Raw genomic sequence first — 18,109 nt, 5'->3', positions numbered from 1 at the left:
TTTATTTCAGACAGTTAAAGTTAATAAAACTCACTTAGCAGTGATAAATATCATTTGTTAGCAATATTTGACCTTTTTGTAAATTATCGTTAGTTTGAAATATCGTAGGAAGTAAAATGTGTGATCTCACTTAATTACCATTTTACAGTAAAACTGTTTGTAACAAGCAGGCGCAACGGAGAATTGCAATGTCACTGTATAACCCATCACTAGAAAAAGATAACTGTGGTTTCGGTCTTATCGCCCACATTGAAGGTGAAACCAGCCATAAACTTGTTCGGACCGCGATATCAGCCCTCGATCGCATGACCCACCGAGGAGGTATCGCCGCCGATGGAAAAACTGGCGATGGTTGTGGCTTATTAATCAAAAAACCTGATAATTTTTATCGTATTATCGCCGCAGAAAAACAGTGGAATTTATCACGCGAATTTGCAGTAGGCATGATCTTTCTGAGCCAAGATCCAGTGCTCGCACAACAAGCTCGCGAAATTATCAATCAAGAGTTAATCACTGAAACCTTGTCGATTGCTGGTTGGCGTGAAGTACCAATTAATCCAAATGTGCTTGGCCCTATCGCGCAACAATCTCTGCCAACCATTGAGCAAGTATTTATTAATGCCCCCGCAGGTTGGAAGCCACGTGATATTGAACGTCGACTTTATATTGCTCGACGTCGCATTGAAAAACGTATTACTGCTGATAAAGATTTCTATATTTGTAGCCTTTCAACTCAAGTTACGGTCTACAAAGGGTTATTTATGCCCGCTGATCTGCCTAAATTTTATCAAGATTTAGGGGATATTCGTTTAGAGTCATCGATCTGTTTATTTCACCAACGTTTTTCAACTAACACTCAGCCACGGTGGCCATTAGCACAACCTTTCCGTTATTTAGCCCACAATGGTGAAATTAATACTATTACTGGTAACCGCCAATGGGCGCGAGCACGAGCGTATAAATTTAGCTCGCCACTGTTACCAGATTTAAAAACAGCCGCGCCATTTGTTAATGAAACTGGCTCTGATTCATCTAGCCTTGATAATATGCTGGAACTATTTTTAGCTGGCGGCATGGATTTGTTCCGCGCGATGCGCATGTTAGTGCCACCTGCATGGCAAAATCACCCCGATATGGATCCAGCACTACGGGCTTTCTATGATTTTAACTCCAAGCACATGGAGCCTTGGGATGGCCCGGCGGGCATTGTGATGTCAGACGGTCGCTATGCGGCATGTAACCTTGATCGTAATGGCTTACGCCCAGCACGTTATGTGATCACCAAAGATAAACTGATCACTATCGCCTCTGAAGTCGGCATTTGGGATTACACTCCCGATGAAGTAGCAGAAAAAGGTCGGGTTGGCCCTGGTGAACTGTTAGTTATTGATACTAAATTTGCTAAAATCTGGCACTCACAAGATATCGATAACGAGCTCATGAGCCGCCATCCCTATAAGCAATGGATGGACACCCATGTTCAACACTTAACCCCATTTGAAGAGTTAGATGATGACCACATCGGTCAACGTAGCTTGGATGATAATCAGTTAAATACCTATCACAAACAATTTAACGTCAGCCGCGAAGAGCTCGATCAAGTGCTACGAGTGGTGGGTGAAAATGGTCAAGAAGCTACCGGTTCTATGGGTGATGACGCGCCAATGGCAATATTGTCATCACAACAGCGACCAATCACTGATTACTTTCGACAAATGTTTGCGCAAGTTACCAATCCACCTATCGATCCTTTACGTGAAAAGCATGTAATGTCACTTGCCAGCTGTATTGGTCGTGAAATTAATGTGTTCTGCGAAACCGATAGTCATGCTCAGAGAGTGGCATTTAAGTCGCCAGTATTACTCCATTCCGACTTTAAACAATTACTCGATCTTGATCAGCAATACTACACCAGCAACCAGCTTGATATTAATTTTGATCCTCAACATACCGATCTTGAACAAGCGATTGTAAGTCTGTGTGATAAAGCTCAACAGCTAGTTGAGCAAGGCGCGGTACTAATCGTGTTATCCGATCGCGCAATTCGTCCAGACACGTTACCGATTCCAGCAGCAATGGCTGTCGGTGCAGTACAGCGTCGCTTGGTTGATAACAATTTGCGTTGTGATACCAATATTGTGGTAGAGACAGCCACAGCTCGCGACCCACATCAATTTGCAGTGTTATTTGGCTTTGGTGCAACCGCGGTTTACCCTTACCTTGCTTACGAATCACTAGCAAAAATGATTGATACTAAGGTAATTGATAAGTCATACCGCGACGTAATGACCAATTATCGTAATGGTATCGATAAAGGCCTATTTAAGATCATGTCAAAAATGGGCATCTCAACCATCTCTTCTTATCGTTGTTCAATGTTATTTGAAGCGGTTGGCTTGGGTAATGAGATTATTGAATTGTGCTTTAAAGGTGTCGCAAGTCGCATTGCCGGCGCCGACTTTAGTGACATTCAACAAGACTTACATAACCTGGCTCGTAAGGCGTGGCTAAAACGTAAACCGATTGATCACGGTGGCTTACTGAAATATGTTCATGGCGGTGAGTTCCATGCTTATAACCCCGATGTAGTTTCGACGTTACAAAAAGCGGTTAAATCTGGCGATTATCAAGATTATCTCGCCTTTGCAGAACAAGTGAACCATCGCCCAGTAGCGGCTATTCGTGATTTATTAGCCTTAACACATACCGACAGTCCCATTGCGCTTGAGAAAGTTGAAGCGGCCACTGAGTTGTATAAGCGTTTTGACTCAGCAGCAATGTCAATTGGTGCCCTTAGCCCAGAAGCCCACGAAGCATTAGCGATTGCGATGAACCGTTTAGGCGGCTGCTCTAACTCTGGTGAAGGTGGCGAAGATCCACGCCGTTTTGGTAATGAGCGTAATTCTCGTATTAAGCAAGTCGCTTCAGGCCGCTTTGGGGTTACGCCGCATTACTTAGTCAATGCCGATGTAATCCAAATTAAAGTCGCTCAAGGCGCAAAACCCGGTGAAGGTGGTCAGCTTCCAGGCCATAAAGTCACTACTGAAATTGCCAAGTTACGCTTTGCAGTACCGGGGGTGACATTAATTTCACCACCACCGCATCACGATATTTATTCGATTGAAGATCTGGCGCAACTGATCTTCGATCTCAAACAAGTCAATCCCAAAGCGTTAGTGTCAGTCAAACTGGTGTCTGAACCTGGGGTCGGCACTATCGCGACCGGTGTTGCCAAAGCTTATGCCGATTTAATCACCATTTCAGGTTATGACGGCGGTACTGGTGCAAGCCCGCTGACATCGGTCAAATATGCAGGTAGCCCGTGGGAACTAGGATTAGCCGAAACTCAACAAGCATTGGTTACCAATGGTCTGCGTCATAAGATCCGTCTGCAAGTTGATGGCGGCTTAAAAACGGGACTTGATGTTGTTAAGGCAACCATTTTAGGTGCCGAAAGCTTTGGTTTTGGTACCGCACCTATGGTCGCCCTTGGGTGTAAGTATCTGCGTATTTGTCACCTCAACAACTGTGCCACTGGTGTTGCGACTCAAGATGAAAAACTGCGTCGTGATTTCTTTAAAGGATTACCAGAACAAGTAATGAACTACTTTATTGGTGTCGGTGAAGAAGTACGACAATTATTAGCCCAACTTGGGGTTAAGCAGTTAACCGATTTAATTGGCCGTACAGATCTGTTACAACAACTTGCTGGCTTTACCGCCAAACAGTCAAAGTTAGATTTAAGCCCATTACTGGTGGCACCAACACCGCTGGCAGGTAAAACCTTGTATTGCAGTGAAGCCAACACGCCCTTTGATGACGCGCAATTAAGCCAACAATTGTTAGAGCAGACGTTAAGTGCTATTGAAAACCGCAGTGGTGGTGATTATCACTTCCCTATTTGCAATACTGACCGTTCTATTGGTGCCCGTTTATCGGGTGAAATAGCTAACCGTTACGGTAACCAAGGCATGGCATCAGCACCGATCACGCTGCACTTTATCGGTACTGCTGGACAATCATTTGGGGTTTGGAATGCTGGCGGACTTAACCTTAATCTCACAGGTGATGCTAACGACTATGTCGGTAAAGGCATGACTGGCGGTGTTATTTCAATTCGTCCACCGCAAGGTTCAGCATTTAAATCTAGTGATGCAACGATCATCGGTAACACCTGTTTGTATGGTGCGACAGGCGGCAAACTGTTTGCTGCAGGTAAAGCGGGTGAGCGTTTTGCAGTACGTAACTCAGGCACAATTGCTGTCGTAGAAGGTGCTGGCGACAACGCCTGTGAGTATATGACTGGCGGTATCGTGGCTATTTTAGGTAAAACAGGGGTTAACTTCGGTGCAGGTATGACGGGTGGTTTTGCTTATATTCTTGATGAAGATGGTGATTTTGCTGGGCGTGTAAATCCAGAATTAATTGAAGCTATCTCTCTCGATAAATTAAAGATCCACCAAGAACACTTACGTGGTTTGATTGACCGCCACTGGCAAGAAACAGCATCAGCACATGCAAATGATATTCTGACCCACTTTGAACAATGGATTCCAAAGTTCTATCTTGCCAAACCAAAATCAGCAGATATCAATACTCTGCTAGGTCATCAAAGTCGTTCAGAATCTGAACTGCGTCTTCAGGCACAATAAGGAAGGGATAACCAATGAGCCAGAATGTTTACCAATTTATTGATGTCGAACGTATCGACCCACCTAAAAAAGCGATCCAAATTCGTAAAATCGAGTTTGTCGAAATTTATGAGCCGTTTACCGAGCAACAAGCAGGCGCACAGGCTGATCGTTGCCTCGATTGTGGTAACCCTTATTGTGAATGGAAATGTCCAGTACATAACTATATTCCACAATGGCTAAAGCTTGCCAATGAAGGTCGTATTATTGAAGCGGTCGAGTTATCACACCAGACCAACACCCTGCCAGAAGTGTGTGGTCGTGTCTGTCCGCAAGATCGTTTATGTGAAGGTGCTTGTACCCTTAATGAGGATTTTGGTGCCGTCACTATTGGTAACGTTGAAAAATACATTACTGATAAAGCATTTGAAATGGGCTGGAAGCCTGACATGTCCAATGTCGAATTGACGGATAAAAAAGTCGCCATCATTGGCGCCGGCCCTGCTGGACTTTCTTGTGCTGATGTTCTAGTTCGTAATGGCGTAAAACCGGTGGTGTTTGACCGCTACCCTGAAATTGGTGGTCTACTCACATTTGGTATTCCATCATTTAAATTAGAAAAAGACATTATGGTCAATCGCCGCCGTGTCTTTACTGAAATGGGGGTTGAATTCCACCTCAATACTGAAGTAGGTAAAGATATCAGTATTGAAACACTACTGGCTGATTATGATGCGGTTTTCTTAGGGGTCGGTACCTACAAAAACATGCGCGCAGGGCTGGAAAATGAAAATGCCACAGGTGTGTATGATGCACTGCCATTTTTAATTTCTAACACTTACCGAGTGATGGAGTTGGAGCAGCAACAACCGTTTATCGATATGAAGAATAAGCATGTGGTTGTGCTTGGTGGTGGTGATACCGCCATGGACTGTGTCCGTACCTCAATTCGTCAAGGGGCAACAACCGTTACTTGTGCTTACCGCCGTGATGAAGCCAATATGCCGGGTTCAAAACGCGAAGTAAAAAATGCCCGTGAAGAAGGGGTTAACTTTGCTTTTAATCTACAACCATTAGCAATTGCCGTTGACGATAACGGTAATGTGATTGGCGTTGATGTGGTGAAGACTGCATTAGGCGCTGCAGATGCTGCTGGTCGTCGTCGTCCAGAACCTGTTGCTGGTAGTGAACATCGACTCGCAGCAGATGCGGTGATCATGGCGTTTGGTTTTCAGCCTCATGCAATGCCTTGGCTGGCACCTTATGATGTTGAACTTGATCAATGGGGGCGTATTAAAGCCACAGACACTGAATTTGCGTTTCAAACCACCAACCCTAAAATCTTTGCTGGCGGTGACGCGGTACGTGGCTCTGATCTCGTCGTTACAGCCATTGATGAAGGCCGCAAAGCCGCTGATGGGATCCTTGATTATTTAGATCTATAAAACACTTTAGTCATTACCCATCACAATCAACACAGCAGTTGCAGTTTGCATCTGCTGTGTATTTACAACGATTAAAGCCGTTGACACGAGAGTTTTGGAATAATGATTATCGCTCATGCTACAATCTTGGTCATATCAGCACTATTCGTGCCCTCATCAACAAGAGATACCATTCATGAAAATCGGCATTATTGGCGCGATGGAACAAGAAGTTGCCATCCTTAAAGATCAACTGACTGACTGCGAAACACATAACAAAGCAGGTTGTACAATCTATACAGGTAAACTAAACGGCGCAGACGTTGCTTTACTACAATCAGGTATTGGTAAAGTATCAGCAGCTGTAGGTACTGCGGTTTTACTTGAAACTTTTCAGCCAGATGTAGTGATTAACACCGGCTCTGCAGGCGGTTTTGAATCAAGCTTAAATGTTGGTGATGTGGTTATTTCTACCGAAGTACGTTACCACGATGCTGACGTAACGGCATTTGGTTACGAAATCGGTCAAATGGCGCAGCAACCAGCAGCATTCCTTTCTGATGAAAAATTAATGTCTGTTGCCGAGCAAGCACTTGCGGCATTGCCGCAACCACCACATGCGGTACGTGGCTTAATTTGTACTGGCGATGCATTTGTATGTTCAGCAGAAAAACAAAACTTTATTCGTACTCATTTCCCAACCGTCGTTGCAGTTGAAATGGAAGCAGCGGCGATTGCTCAAGCTTGTCACCAATTTAAAGTGCCATTTGTGGTTGTGCGCGCAATTTCTGATGTTGCCGATAAAGAATCACCAATGAGCTTTGATGAGTTCCTACCACTGGCAGCACAAAGCTCTTCTGTAATGGTTGCTAAAATGGTTGAATTGTTAAACTAATAATATCAATGAGATGATAACTACTGATGACAACTTCGGCATTTATCGCCTCATTGACAACCAATAGCTCCCTGCTAGCTTTGTGGGGAGCATTATTATTACATTGGTTATTACCGATTCCACACCAGCTCCACCCTTTACGTATTTGGCAGCGCTTAGCATTACTGATTGCCACTCGCGTCAACCATCCTCATGAACGTTATTCACAACGACTCTTAGCCGGTTATTTAGCATGGGCACTAATGTGGGTCACTACCTTAGTCTTGTTAGTCGCCATCAACCAATTAGTTTGGTATTCAACCCTTTTTCAATTGACACTATTATGGCTTGCGCTTGATTGGCATCATACCGCTGATCTTAGCCGTCAATTTAATCATGCCTATAATCGTCACGATAAAGATCACTGCCGCCAATTGCTCGCACCCCATATTAATCGTAATACTGCTGTACTTTCACTGCTTGGTTTAGGTAAAGCTGGCGCTGAAACCATTATTTTAAGCTACGGTCGACATGTGGTTGGGGTGTTATTTTGGTATGCTATTGGTGGTGGTATTGGGGCTATTTTATATCGATTAGCCATCAGTCTTGCTCGCGCATGGTCACCAACACGAACTCAATATGCCGTGTTTGGATACCCTGCGATTCGCATTGTAGCAATCATTGATATCGTTCCATTACGGCTATTGGCGTTATTGATCAGTGTCGGTCATAATAGCCGCGCTGTAATACAAGGCTTACGTCAGCAAGGTGAACATTGGCATTTACCCGGTCCTGGTTGGCTTTTAGTTGCCATAGGACACAAACTGACGTTATCACTGGGAGGTCCTGCTATTTATAACAATATAAAAATGCAACGGCCACGTCTGGGTGGAAGTATCACCCCTGCTGCGCTACATATTGCGCAAATACAACATCTCATCACGCAACGCCTGTATGTATGGATTGTCGTTGAAAGCTTATTGTTATACTTTTTCTGTGGAGTTTTATAGTGCGGTTATTGGTTTTATTAATGCTGGCGATCTGTGTCAGTTTTTCAAGTGCCGCCACCACTCTCGCGCAACAAACTCAACGTATTATCAGTTTATCACCCCATACCACCGAAATGGCTTATGCAGCAGGTTTAGGTAATAAACTTATTGCGGCCAGTGCCTATAGCGATTACCCACCAGCAGCAAAAGAACTAGAACGGGTTGCCAATTACCGTGGCCTTAAGATGGAACGGATCTTAACCTTAAAACCCGATTTGATTTTAGCTTGGCAAGGTGGAAATTCCAGTCGTGAACTTACTCGTTTACAACAATTGGGAATGAAGATCATTTACTCAAACCCAAAAACATTGACAGATATCCCTAAAACATTAGAACAATTAAGCCAATATGCAGATTCTCCACAAGTCGCACTTCAAGCTGCGGCAGCATTTAACCAACAATTACAGCAACTAAAAACCGCTAATCTCAATAAATCTAAAGTGCGTTATTTTTATCAATTAGGTACAACACCTTTAATGACCGTGGCCGATAGTAGCTGGCCAAGTCAAATATTTCATTTTTGTGGTGGAGAAAACATTTTTACTAATAGTCGTGTCGCCTACCCTCAGGTTAATCAGGAACACGTCATCGTTGGTCAACCTCAAGTAATATTTAGCCCACAGCCAATAAAGACGACGCTGCAATTATGGGCACCATGGCAACAGCAATTAGCAGCAGTTAAGCAACATCATATTTATCAGTTAAACGCTAATTGGTTAAGCCGACCAACACCACGAACATTACTGGCGATAAAACAAGTCTGCTCGTTACTCAATCAAGTACGAGACGATCACTAATCACATTATTGTTATAATCCCTGTGAATAACTTCACAAAGCATTTAATTGCTGTTGTGCGTTGCGAATTAATTCGTACAATCTCAGCCGCTTTACTCAACTTCATTTATTCTTGTAGGTACAGAGATGCTCATTTATTTTCTCGATATGTTTGGCACCGCAATTTTTGCCGCATCGGGTGTGCTCATGGCTGGGCGGTTACGTATGGATCCGTTTGGCGTCGTCGTACTTGCAAGTGTGACTGCCATTGGTGGTGGTACTATTCGAGATATGGCATTAGGGGCAACACCGGTATTTTGGATTCACGATACTAACTATTTATGGGTGATTTTTATTACCTGTATTATCACTATGCTTGCCACTCAACGTCCACGACGAATGCCATGGTATTTTCTGCCCGTTGCTGATGCGATTGGACTAGCCGTGTTCGTTGCTATCGGGGTCGAAAAATCATTACGTTATGGTGCATCACCATTAGTCGCAGTGATTATGGGCGTGATTACAGGTTGTGGTGGCGGCGTTATTCGTGATGTATTAGGTCGCGAAGTACCGATGATCTTTCGTACCGAAGTATATGCAACAGCATGTATTATTGGTGGTATTGTCCATACGCTAAGCTTAACACTCGGTGTATTACCTTCAATGGCAGCCATTATGGGGATTATCACCACCTTATCGATTCGTTTAGCCGCTATTCGTTGGAACCTTTCACTACCAACTTTTGCACTGCGTAATTAAATCAATAGCCTAACCAGTTGATAATAAAAAACCGCCATCGCAGCACTTTCATGTGCAAGCATGGCGGTTTTTTATTACAGTCAATTCAAGTGCTATTTTTCAATCACCACTCGACTACGCTGAAAACGACGGTAAACCAGCCATATAATTGCAACAACGATCACCGCGACCACCACCCAGCATTGCGTCTGATACTTATGGTAAAACGCTAGCATAGGCGCAACTTCATCGCGTAAATAAGCTGGAGCAACACCAAAAACAAGTAGCCATACTGTCACCGCTAAAAAGTTACCAGTAAAAAACAATTTTGCTGGCATCGCGGCAATACCACAGCCAATACACATAAATTGTTTAATCCCTTCAACAAAACGACTAATGATCAACCCTAACATGCCATAACGATCAATAAAGCCATGCAGCTTGGTTAATGTTTTAGGTTTGATCCATTGTTTACGGGTAAGCACATGCCCAAATTGACGTCCAATAAAGTAGCCAATGCTATTACCAATAAAGCTTGCGCTCCAGCCGACCATAAGCACTGCTGGTAATGACATTTTACCCGATGCTGCTAATAAGCTCGCAACCACTAATAATGACTGTCCTGGCGCGGGAATCCCCATGCCTTCAACTGCAATTGCGAGTGCTAAAATATAATAGCCATATTGCTGCAGCAATGGCGTGAGTTCAGTAATAATATGTTGAATCGATTCCATGGCCAGTCTATGTCAGAAAAATGAACATTAATTTGTGATGATAGACTGAATTTAGCAGAGACCCTAACGATCAAAGATAAAAATTAAGCTTACCAAAATGAACTTATTAAAAAAAGCTGGCTCTCAGTAGATAAGAATTGTGATTTTAAGACGATAACATTACATAAGTTCTGTTGTAAAAATGGCTTTTTTGCTTGCTTCGACAAATTTATAAAAAACAATCTTGAATCTTTGGGCTTCAATAGCCGCTTATATTAAAACCCGTTACACTTAATATTATTTATTTTTTTTTAATACTGTTATGAATGGAAGCTCCTTACCCCGTATGCCAAGAATAAATAAAGCACTGATCGGAGTAATCGCTAGTGCGATTATTGCCTTAATTATGGCACCTGATATTTATGCAGAGCCACCGACAACAATCGAGCCTACATATCAATTAGGCCAACATTATCCGTTGGTTTTACCCTCAACATCCATAGCAGCAGTAGCAACAAAGCCAGCACCCTATTCAGCATTAGCATGGAAAACTCACACTATCAAAAATGGTGAAAGCTTAGCCGTCGCATTTGATAATGTCGGCTTAGACAGTGTGTTATTACATCAAGTTGTTGCAACCTGTGATAATACTAAAAAGCTAGCCTCGTTACGCCCAGGGGATAATCTCAATTTTGGTTTTGATGATGCTGGTAAGCTTATTGAATTACACCAACCATTAAACAACATTGAAACCTTAGTGGTAAAACGCACGTCTGATGGTAATGATTTTACGGCCTCAATTGATAAGCAACAGATCGAAACCCAAACCAACTATGCTCAAGCAACAATTGATTCTAGTTTTTGGAATGCCGCCGATAAAGCAGGCTTAACCGCTAATCAAATCATGGAAATAGCAGCACTGTTTGGCTGGGATATTGATTTTGCGCTTGATATTAGAGCTGGCGATAAATTTGAAGTGCTGTTTGAGCAACATTACCTCAACGGTGCAGCGATTGATCATGGTCATATACTGGCTGCGACATTCACTAATATGGGGCAAACATTTACAGCTATACGTCATCAAGACGGCAAATATTACGACAAAGATGGCCAAGCGATGCGTAAAGCATTTTTACGATCACCAATTAACTTTCGCTATGTGAGTTCAAATTTTAACCCGCGCCGTCTGCACCCAGTGACTAGACAAGTCAAAGCTCACCGTGGTACTGATTATGTTGCTCCTGTTGGTACCCCAATTTGGGCGGCAGGTGATGGAGTGGTGATGCAGTCGGGTTATAACAAATTTAACGGTAACTACGTATTCATTCGTCATAATAGTAACTATGTAACTAAATATCTTCATATGGCCAAACGCATGGTAAAAAACGGTCAACGAGTAAAGCAAGGACAAACCATCGGTACTCTCGGTGGTACAGGCCGCGTAACGGGTCCGCATTTACATTATGAGTTCTTAGTTAATGGCAAACATCAAAACCCACGCACGGTCAATTTACCCCAAGCTCATTCGTTATCAGGATCAGCGCAAACAGTATTTAAACGCCAAGCGCAACAACAACTTGGACAAGTAGCAAGTTACAGTACCTTGCTTGCTCAAAATGCGATTTTATTACCTCAGCACTAATTTTTCCTGATGTGACAACCAAAAAAAGCCGTCAATTTGACGGCTTTTTTAATGGCAGTGATAAATCATCGCGTTAAACGCTAAATGATGCTCCACAACCACAAGTTGTTGTTGCATTTGGGTTATTAACAAAGAAGCGTGAGCCTTCTAAGCCTTCAGTATAATCAACAACACCGCCGATTAAATACTGCAAACTCATGGGATCAACCACTAACGTTACACCACTATTTTCAATGGTCATATCACCGTCATTGACTTTCTCGTCAAAGGTAAAGCCATATTGAAACCCACTACAACCACCACCAGTAATATATACTCGTAGTTTTAATTCTGGGTTCTCTTCTTCAGCGATAAGCGTTTTTACTTTATTCGCAGCCACATCAGAAAAAGTCAGCGGCAAATTAACATCGCTCATTTACAAAACCTCTCAAACACTTCCATTAATTAAAGCTGATTATCTAATACCTGACTATTGTGTTCAAGTATTAGCCGTCTCAACTGGCGTATCATGTGGTGAATCGTGGCCTAATTTTTCTTTTTTAATGGTACGGTGAAGCAATTGCGAGTAAATCGGTTGACCACCAAGCATTTGAGCCATCATGGTTGCACCCAATGTTGTTACTACTAATGGCAAAATAAGGTGGTAGTTATTGGTCATCTCGATAACTAATAAAATACCAGTAATAGGAGCACGCACGGTAGCTGCAAATAATGCTCCCATACCAGCAATAGCAAATAAGCCCGGTGCAATCCCTAAATGAGGATACATTTCAAGTGCTACGGTGCCAAAAAACGTACCAAATAGCGTACCTAATGCCAACATTGGCGCAAAAATACCACCAGGAGCACCCGAGCCAAAACATAATAATGTTGTCACAATCCGCGCAAAAAACAACAGCAACAGCATATTTAAGCTGTAATCACCGTTGGTCGCAGGTGGAATAAGAAATACACCACCGCCAGTCAGCTCTGGAAAATAAAGTAATAATAGACCAAAACAGCCACCCAACAATCCACCAGTAATTAAATAACGGGTGCGATTATTATGGTGAATGTTAACAAACCAATCTAAGGTGAAAATAATTAAACGGTTAAAAACAACCCCAAAACCACCAAATAGTAATCCCAATACCAAGAATAACCACAACGACGTTAGTGCCGGAGCATCATATTGCGGCATGGTAATAACCGCGCTTTGACCCGAGATAAATCGAAATACGATCGTCGACATCATTGCTGAAATCATGACGCATTTAACCGAAATTAAACTGTAACGAAATTGCGGCCGCATCTCTTCGATAACAAACATAATACCCGCCATAGGGGCATTAAATGCAGCAGCTAAACCACCAGCAGCACCCGCCGCAAGTAATGAATGGCGACCTTCTTTATCTTTTAAACGGAAAATATCGGAAATCATACGTCCAATATTACCGCCCATCTGTACTGTCGGACCTTCACGGCCTAAAACCATGCCTGAGCCCAACGCGCCTAAACCACCAAAGAATTTCACCGGAATAACCCGCCACCAGCGAACAGGGCGCATTTCATCCATCGCACCTTCAATCTCAGGAATACCAGACCCCCCCGCCTCAGGGGCAAAGCGACACACTAAAAAATAACCAATAAACGCTAAAATACCACTAACAAGAAAGGCGGCTAACCATAATGGCAGCACGCTAGTGATTTCATCTCGTAGCCAAACAGTACGTTGCTCACTAACCCATCGCACACCAATTTCAAATAGCGTACCGACCAAACCGGCAAGAGTACCGACGAGAGCAGAAAGAAACAGAACAGAAACAGGTGTTTTATCTTGGGTCAAAAAACGCCTCACTAACCCACTGGGTTGAAGGTGGAAAGGCATATGAAGACCGCGCGATTTTTCAGTCATTAGAGAGCCGTATTATATAAAGATAACGCCATTACAGCGCAGAAGATAAGGATGGATGAGTATTATAGCCTAATCCAATGTGGTTATGATTTACACTGCTAATGTTGAAAAATAGCTTTGCAACTGTGACTTGTTCCGCAAATTGTAATCATATCACTTTAGATTCGGCTTCATTTTAAACCGTAAAATGACTCTCTCTTCAGCGTCACTTTAGGTACAATAAGACAATTTCACTCCCCACACTTCTCTCGCCTATGCTTGATTAGGACAGAGAATTCTGTGGATTGGATCAACGCCTTACTTTTTTATAGGATGTCATATGAGCAAAACGAGCAAGTCAGCTGATTTATTTGCTAAAGCACAACAAAAAATTCCAGGTGGTGTCAATTCACCCGTTCGTGCCTTTGCCGGCGTTGGTGATACACCATTATTTATTGAACGTGCCGATGGTGCCTATATCTTTGATGCTGATGGCAATGCCTATATCGATTACGTCGGCTCATGGGGCCCAATGATTTTGGGACATAATCATGCCGCTATTCGTGATGCTGTTATTGACGCAGCCCAGCAAGGTTTAAGTTTTGGTGCGCCAACAGCGATGGAAATTACCATGGCTGAATTAGTATCAACACTAGTACCATCAATGGAAATGGTACGCATGGTAAGCTCAGGTACTGAAGCAACCATGAGTGCTATTCGTCTTGCACGTGGTTTCACTGGGCGTGACAAAATTCTTAAATTTGAAGGTTGTTACCATGGCCACGCTGATTGCCTATTAGTAAAAGCGGGCTCTGGTGCATTAACACTAGGTCAGCCAAGCTCTCCAGGTGTTCCCGCTGATTTTGCCAAGCATACTTTGACTGCGACCTACAATGATTTGAATTCTGTTCGCGAAGCATTCATGGCTCAACCGGATCAAATCGCATGTATTATCGTTGAACCAGTTGCGGGTAACATGAACTGTATTCCACCAGTACCGGGCTTCCTTGAAGGCTTACGTGACATTTGTGATGAATTTGGTGCGTTATTAATTCTAGATGAAGTAATGACAGGCTTCCGTGTTTCACAAGGCGGCGCTCAAGGTTATTACAATATCAAACCTGACATCACAACCTTAGGTAAAATTATTGGTGGTGGCATGCCTGTTGGTGCCTTTGGTGGTCGTCGTGATGTAATGGAATTTGTTGCGCCTACAGGCCCGGTTTATCAAGCAGGTACACTATCAGGTAACCCTGTCGCTATGGCAGCTGGACATGCTTGTTTAACTGTATTAACTGAAGACGGTAATGAAAAACGCCTCGCAAATACCACTAAGCGTTTAGCTGATGGCTTTAAAGCATTAGCTGAAAAACATGGTATTCCATTAGCAGTCAACCAAGTTGGCGCAATGTTTGGCTTCTTCTTTATTGATCAAGATAGTGTGACTTGCTATGAAGATGTGACCAAGTGTGACGTTGAGCGCTTCAAGCGTTTCTTTAATTTAATGTTAGATAACGGTGTTTATCTTGCACCTTCGGCTTATGAGGCTTGCTTTACCTCACTTGCACATAACGATAAAGAAATTAACGCTACTCTAGAAGCCGCTGATTTTGCCTTTGCAACCCTTGCTGCTGAAGCGAAATAGCACCATTTAGAATAAATAATACAATGTAGTTAAAAACATTATTTTATTAATGCTATGATGCAAAAAGGTCACTGATTGTGGCCTTTTTTATGATAGCTATTTATTATTAGGTTAATCATAGAACCAATAAATAATGCACTCTATATCGAGAAAGTTTACTGCCAAAAATAGACCGCAAGTCCAGCAACCAGTACTAATACAATTAGCACTAACGACAGCTTAGGTTTTTTTTTGTCATCACAACCACAATTACAACATCCCATAAGTTATCTCCTCGATAAGGGCTATAATCATCAAACCAACTATGGTGATTATAATGATAATCTTTATCAATCAAAGTGAGAGTGACTGTTAGCGGTCGATTTTAAAAGGATAAATACCGTGTCTAAACCCTTTAAGGTAGAACCACGTCACTGGATGCTGATTGCAGCACTCATTGTCGCAGCTTATGCCAGTTATAAATTAATCGAACCTTATCTTGGCCCGATTGTACTAGCATTTATCATTTCGCTGTTATTTTCACCATTGCATAAACGACTATTAGCTAAAATGCCAACACGTGAAAATACCGCTGCAATGCTGTCATGTCTGATTATGACCGTTATTATTGTTATTCCTCTTTTAGTGGTGTTTTCATCAATTGTACATCAAGGTACAACGGTATCTAAAGAAAGTTATGAGTGGTTAACCAGCGGCGGTCCTAAAGCACTCTTTGCCCATCCAGATGCTCAAAGGGCGTTGGCATTTATTGATAAGTACTCACCATTCCATGATTTTGACCCACAAGTCATTATTCAAAAAATAGCAACAACAGCATCACAAGTAGGCTCTCAAGCATTCAATATCAGCGCTAAAATATTAGGTGATGCAACCAGTATCCTAGTTAATTTTATGATGATGCTATTTGTCTTATTCTTCTTATTACGTGATAACGATAAAATGATCTCGGCCATTCGTCATGTGATCCCACTATCACGTAGTCAAGAAGATGAAATAATGAACGAAGTAGAACAAGTCGCAAAGTCAGCGGTCCTTGGTTCATTTTTAACGGCCGTCGCTCAAGGCGTTGCTGGCGGATTTGCAATGTGGCTCTGTGGTTTTCCAGGTCTATTCTGGGGCTCAATGATGGCTTTTGCCTCATTAATTCCTGTCGTCGGTACCGCCTTAATTTGGCTACCAGCCTCACTGTATTTACTGCTAATTGGTGATTGGCAATGGGCACTGTTCCTTGCTTGTTGGGGGGTGATTGTTGTCGGCTCTATCGATAACATCGTCCGCCCATTACTGATGCAAGGCAGTTCAAGTATGAACACTCTGTTGATCTTCTTTTCAATCATCGGTGGTATTCAACTATTTGGCTTAATTGGTATGATCTATGGCCCTATCATTTTTGGGGTTACTTTAGTTTTATTTAAAATGTATGAGGTTGAATTCCAATCCTTCCTTGAACAACAAGATAATAACTAACCCTCAGTAATCGCAGCCTAATATGCCGTTATTATTAGCGATAATAATAACGGTCTATAAGGATTATTACTGTTCTACAGCCAGTGACTTTCTATCTGTCACTATTTATGGAACAATCCGCGTTCCTGAACCATGATATCTATTTTGAGGCCAGTTACATGTCTTATTCCCCTGCGAGCCAAGTGGTTGCTCGTCAATCTGCGTTTTTTGAAAATCGTAAAGTCCTTATTGCTGGTGAACTAAACGATACTTTTGCCTCAGAATTACTTCCAATAGCACAATCGGTAACAGTATTTACCACCAATTATGGTTACGTCGGTGATATTGAACACCATCAAGCAATTGACTGTCATTTTGGCGCTGAGCTTAATGCAGAATTAGATATTGATATGATTTTGCTTTTTTGGCCTAAAGCAAAAGCAGAAGCAGACTATTTATTATCGATGCTACTGAGCAAATTTGCCGCCGGCGTCGAAGTCTGTATTGTGGGTGAAAACCGCAGTGGTGTTCGCAGTGCGGAAAAAATGTTTGCTCAATACGGCCCATTAACCAAATATGACTCAGCCCGTCGTTGTAGTTTTTACTGGGGACGTTGCGATACACCTGCTGCTGCATTTGATATCAATAAATGGTTCCGTAGTTACCCTATCAGTATTGCAGGCGTCAATCTTACGGTGCGTTCACTGCCCGGCGTATTTAGCCATGGTGAGTTTGATAAAGGCTCAGAACTACTGCTAAATAACTTACCGCCACTTAATGGTCGCGTACTTGATTTTGGTTGTGGTGCCGGTGTTATTGGTGCGGTAATGAAAGCCAAATACCCACAGATCGAACTTGATGTATGTGATATCAGCGCACTTGCGATTGAATCAGCCAAAGAAACCTTTAAAGTTAATCAGCTCAAAGCTAACTTTATCGCTACTGACGTCTATAAAAACATTAATGGTCCTTACCAATATTTAATCAGTAACCCACCTTTTCATGCTGGTCTAAAAACATTTTATACCGCGACTGAAACGTTTATTAATCAAGCGCCTAATTATTTAAATCAGGGTGGTGAATTAGTAATTGTAGCTAACTGCTTTCTGCAATATCCACCCTTAATTGAAGCCTGTCTTGGCCAGTGCGACATTAGTTCTCACACTAACAAATTCAATGTTTATAGCGCAAAAAAATAATAAACAATAACTTATAAGCAATATTTGAATTTTATAAAGGGCAGTCAATACTGCCCTTTTTGATGACGTTAAATTTGTTAATTATGTGCCTTTTGACACG

General features: G+C 42.4%; 13 protein-coding genes. 10 read left to right on the top strand and 3 right to left on the bottom strand.

Annotated elements, in window-relative coordinates:
* The first annotated feature begins 188 nt into the window (after positions 1 to 188).
* The 6 genes from gltB to BTN98_RS00605 all read left to right on the top strand — a co-directional run bounded on the left by gltB (position 189) and on the right by BTN98_RS00605 (position 9,512).
* Complete coding sequence (gene gltB, locus BTN98_RS00630; protein WP_065190229.1) at positions 189 to 4,652, top strand: glutamate synthase large subunit; 4,464 nt, start codon at positions 189 to 191, stop codon at positions 4,650 to 4,652.
* Positions 4,653 to 4,666: 14 nt separating this feature from the next.
* Positions 4,667 to 6,076 carry an FAD-dependent oxidoreductase gene (locus BTN98_RS00625; RefSeq protein ID WP_060997615.1) on the top strand — a complete coding sequence of 470 codons (1,410 nt, stop codon included), beginning with the start codon at positions 4,667 to 4,669 and terminating at the stop codon, positions 6,074 to 6,076.
* 175 nt (positions 6,077 to 6,251) lie between these two features.
* On the top strand, positions 6,252 to 6,950 hold the full coding sequence (gene mtnN, locus BTN98_RS00620; protein WP_060997701.1) for a 5'-methylthioadenosine/S-adenosylhomocysteine nucleosidase: 699 nt from the start codon (positions 6,252 to 6,254) through the stop codon (positions 6,948 to 6,950).
* Positions 6,951 to 6,976: 26 nt separating this feature from the next.
* A complete protein-coding gene (locus BTN98_RS00615; RefSeq protein ID WP_060997614.1) occupies positions 6,977 to 7,939 on the top strand; it encodes a cobalamin biosynthesis family protein in 963 nt (320 codons plus the stop codon).
* Positions 7,939 to 8,775, top strand: coding sequence for a vitamin B12 ABC transporter substrate-binding protein BtuF (gene btuF, locus BTN98_RS00610; protein ID WP_328585768.1), 837 nt, complete (start codon positions 7,939 to 7,941; stop codon positions 8,773 to 8,775). Before BTN98_RS00615 ends, btuF begins: the two co-directional genes overlap by 1 nt.
* 125 nt (positions 8,776 to 8,900) lie before the next feature.
* Positions 8,901 to 9,512, top strand: coding sequence for a TRIC cation channel family protein (locus tag BTN98_RS00605; RefSeq protein WP_060997613.1), 612 nt, complete (start codon positions 8,901 to 8,903; stop codon positions 9,510 to 9,512).
* 92 nt (positions 9,513 to 9,604) lie between these two features.
* On the opposite strand, the gene BTN98_RS00600 is transcribed toward BTN98_RS00605, so the two are convergent.
* Positions 9,605 to 10,225, bottom strand: coding sequence for a DedA family protein (locus BTN98_RS00600; RefSeq protein WP_060997612.1), 621 nt, complete (start codon positions 10,223 to 10,225; stop codon positions 9,605 to 9,607).
* 301 nt (positions 10,226 to 10,526) lie between these two features.
* Here BTN98_RS00600 and BTN98_RS00595 point away from each other — a divergent pair, with 301 nt between their 5' ends.
* Entirely contained in the window at positions 10,527 to 11,846 is a 1,320-nt protein-coding gene (locus tag BTN98_RS00595) for a peptidoglycan DD-metalloendopeptidase family protein (protein WP_060997611.1), read from the top strand.
* Positions 11,847 to 11,919: 73 nt separating this feature from the next.
* Here the strand turns inward: BTN98_RS00595 and erpA are convergent, their stop codons facing one another.
* On the bottom strand, positions 11,920 to 12,261 hold the full coding sequence (erpA, locus tag BTN98_RS00590) for an iron-sulfur cluster insertion protein ErpA (protein WP_060997610.1): 342 nt from the start codon (positions 12,259 to 12,261) through the stop codon (positions 11,920 to 11,922).
* A 63-nt stretch (positions 12,262 to 12,324) separates the two neighbouring features.
* Positions 12,325 to 13,713: a H(+)/Cl(-) exchange transporter ClcA gene (gene clcA / locus BTN98_RS00585; RefSeq protein WP_412779399.1), complete on the bottom strand. Its 1,389-nt coding sequence runs from the start codon at positions 13,711 to 13,713 to the stop codon at positions 12,325 to 12,327.
* 346 nt (positions 13,714 to 14,059) lie between these two features.
* On the opposite strand from clcA, the gene hemL reads away from it, so the two are divergent.
* From hemL to rsmC, 3 genes are all read left to right on the top strand, one after another.
* Positions 14,060 to 15,364: a glutamate-1-semialdehyde 2,1-aminomutase gene (gene hemL, locus BTN98_RS00580; RefSeq protein ID WP_060997608.1), complete on the top strand. Its 1,305-nt coding sequence runs from the start codon at positions 14,060 to 14,062 to the stop codon at positions 15,362 to 15,364.
* A gap of 381 nt (positions 15,365 to 15,745) precedes the next feature.
* Complete coding sequence (locus tag BTN98_RS00575; RefSeq protein WP_060997607.1) at positions 15,746 to 16,831, top strand: AI-2E family transporter; 1,086 nt, start codon at positions 15,746 to 15,748, stop codon at positions 16,829 to 16,831.
* 158 nt (positions 16,832 to 16,989) lie between these two features.
* Positions 16,990 to 18,009, top strand: coding sequence for a 16S rRNA (guanine(1207)-N(2))-methyltransferase RsmC (gene rsmC, locus BTN98_RS00570; RefSeq protein ID WP_060997606.1), 1,020 nt, complete (start codon positions 16,990 to 16,992; stop codon positions 18,007 to 18,009).
* Positions 18,010 to 18,109: the final 100 nt, after the last annotated feature.

It is taken from the genome of Photobacterium aquimaris (assembly GCF_002954455.1).
Lineage (GTDB): Bacteria > Pseudomonadota > Gammaproteobacteria > Enterobacterales > Vibrionaceae > Photobacterium > Photobacterium aquimaris.
The sequence above is the reverse complement of the archived record's forward strand: the minus strand, read 5'-3'. Positions and strand labels throughout refer to the sequence as shown.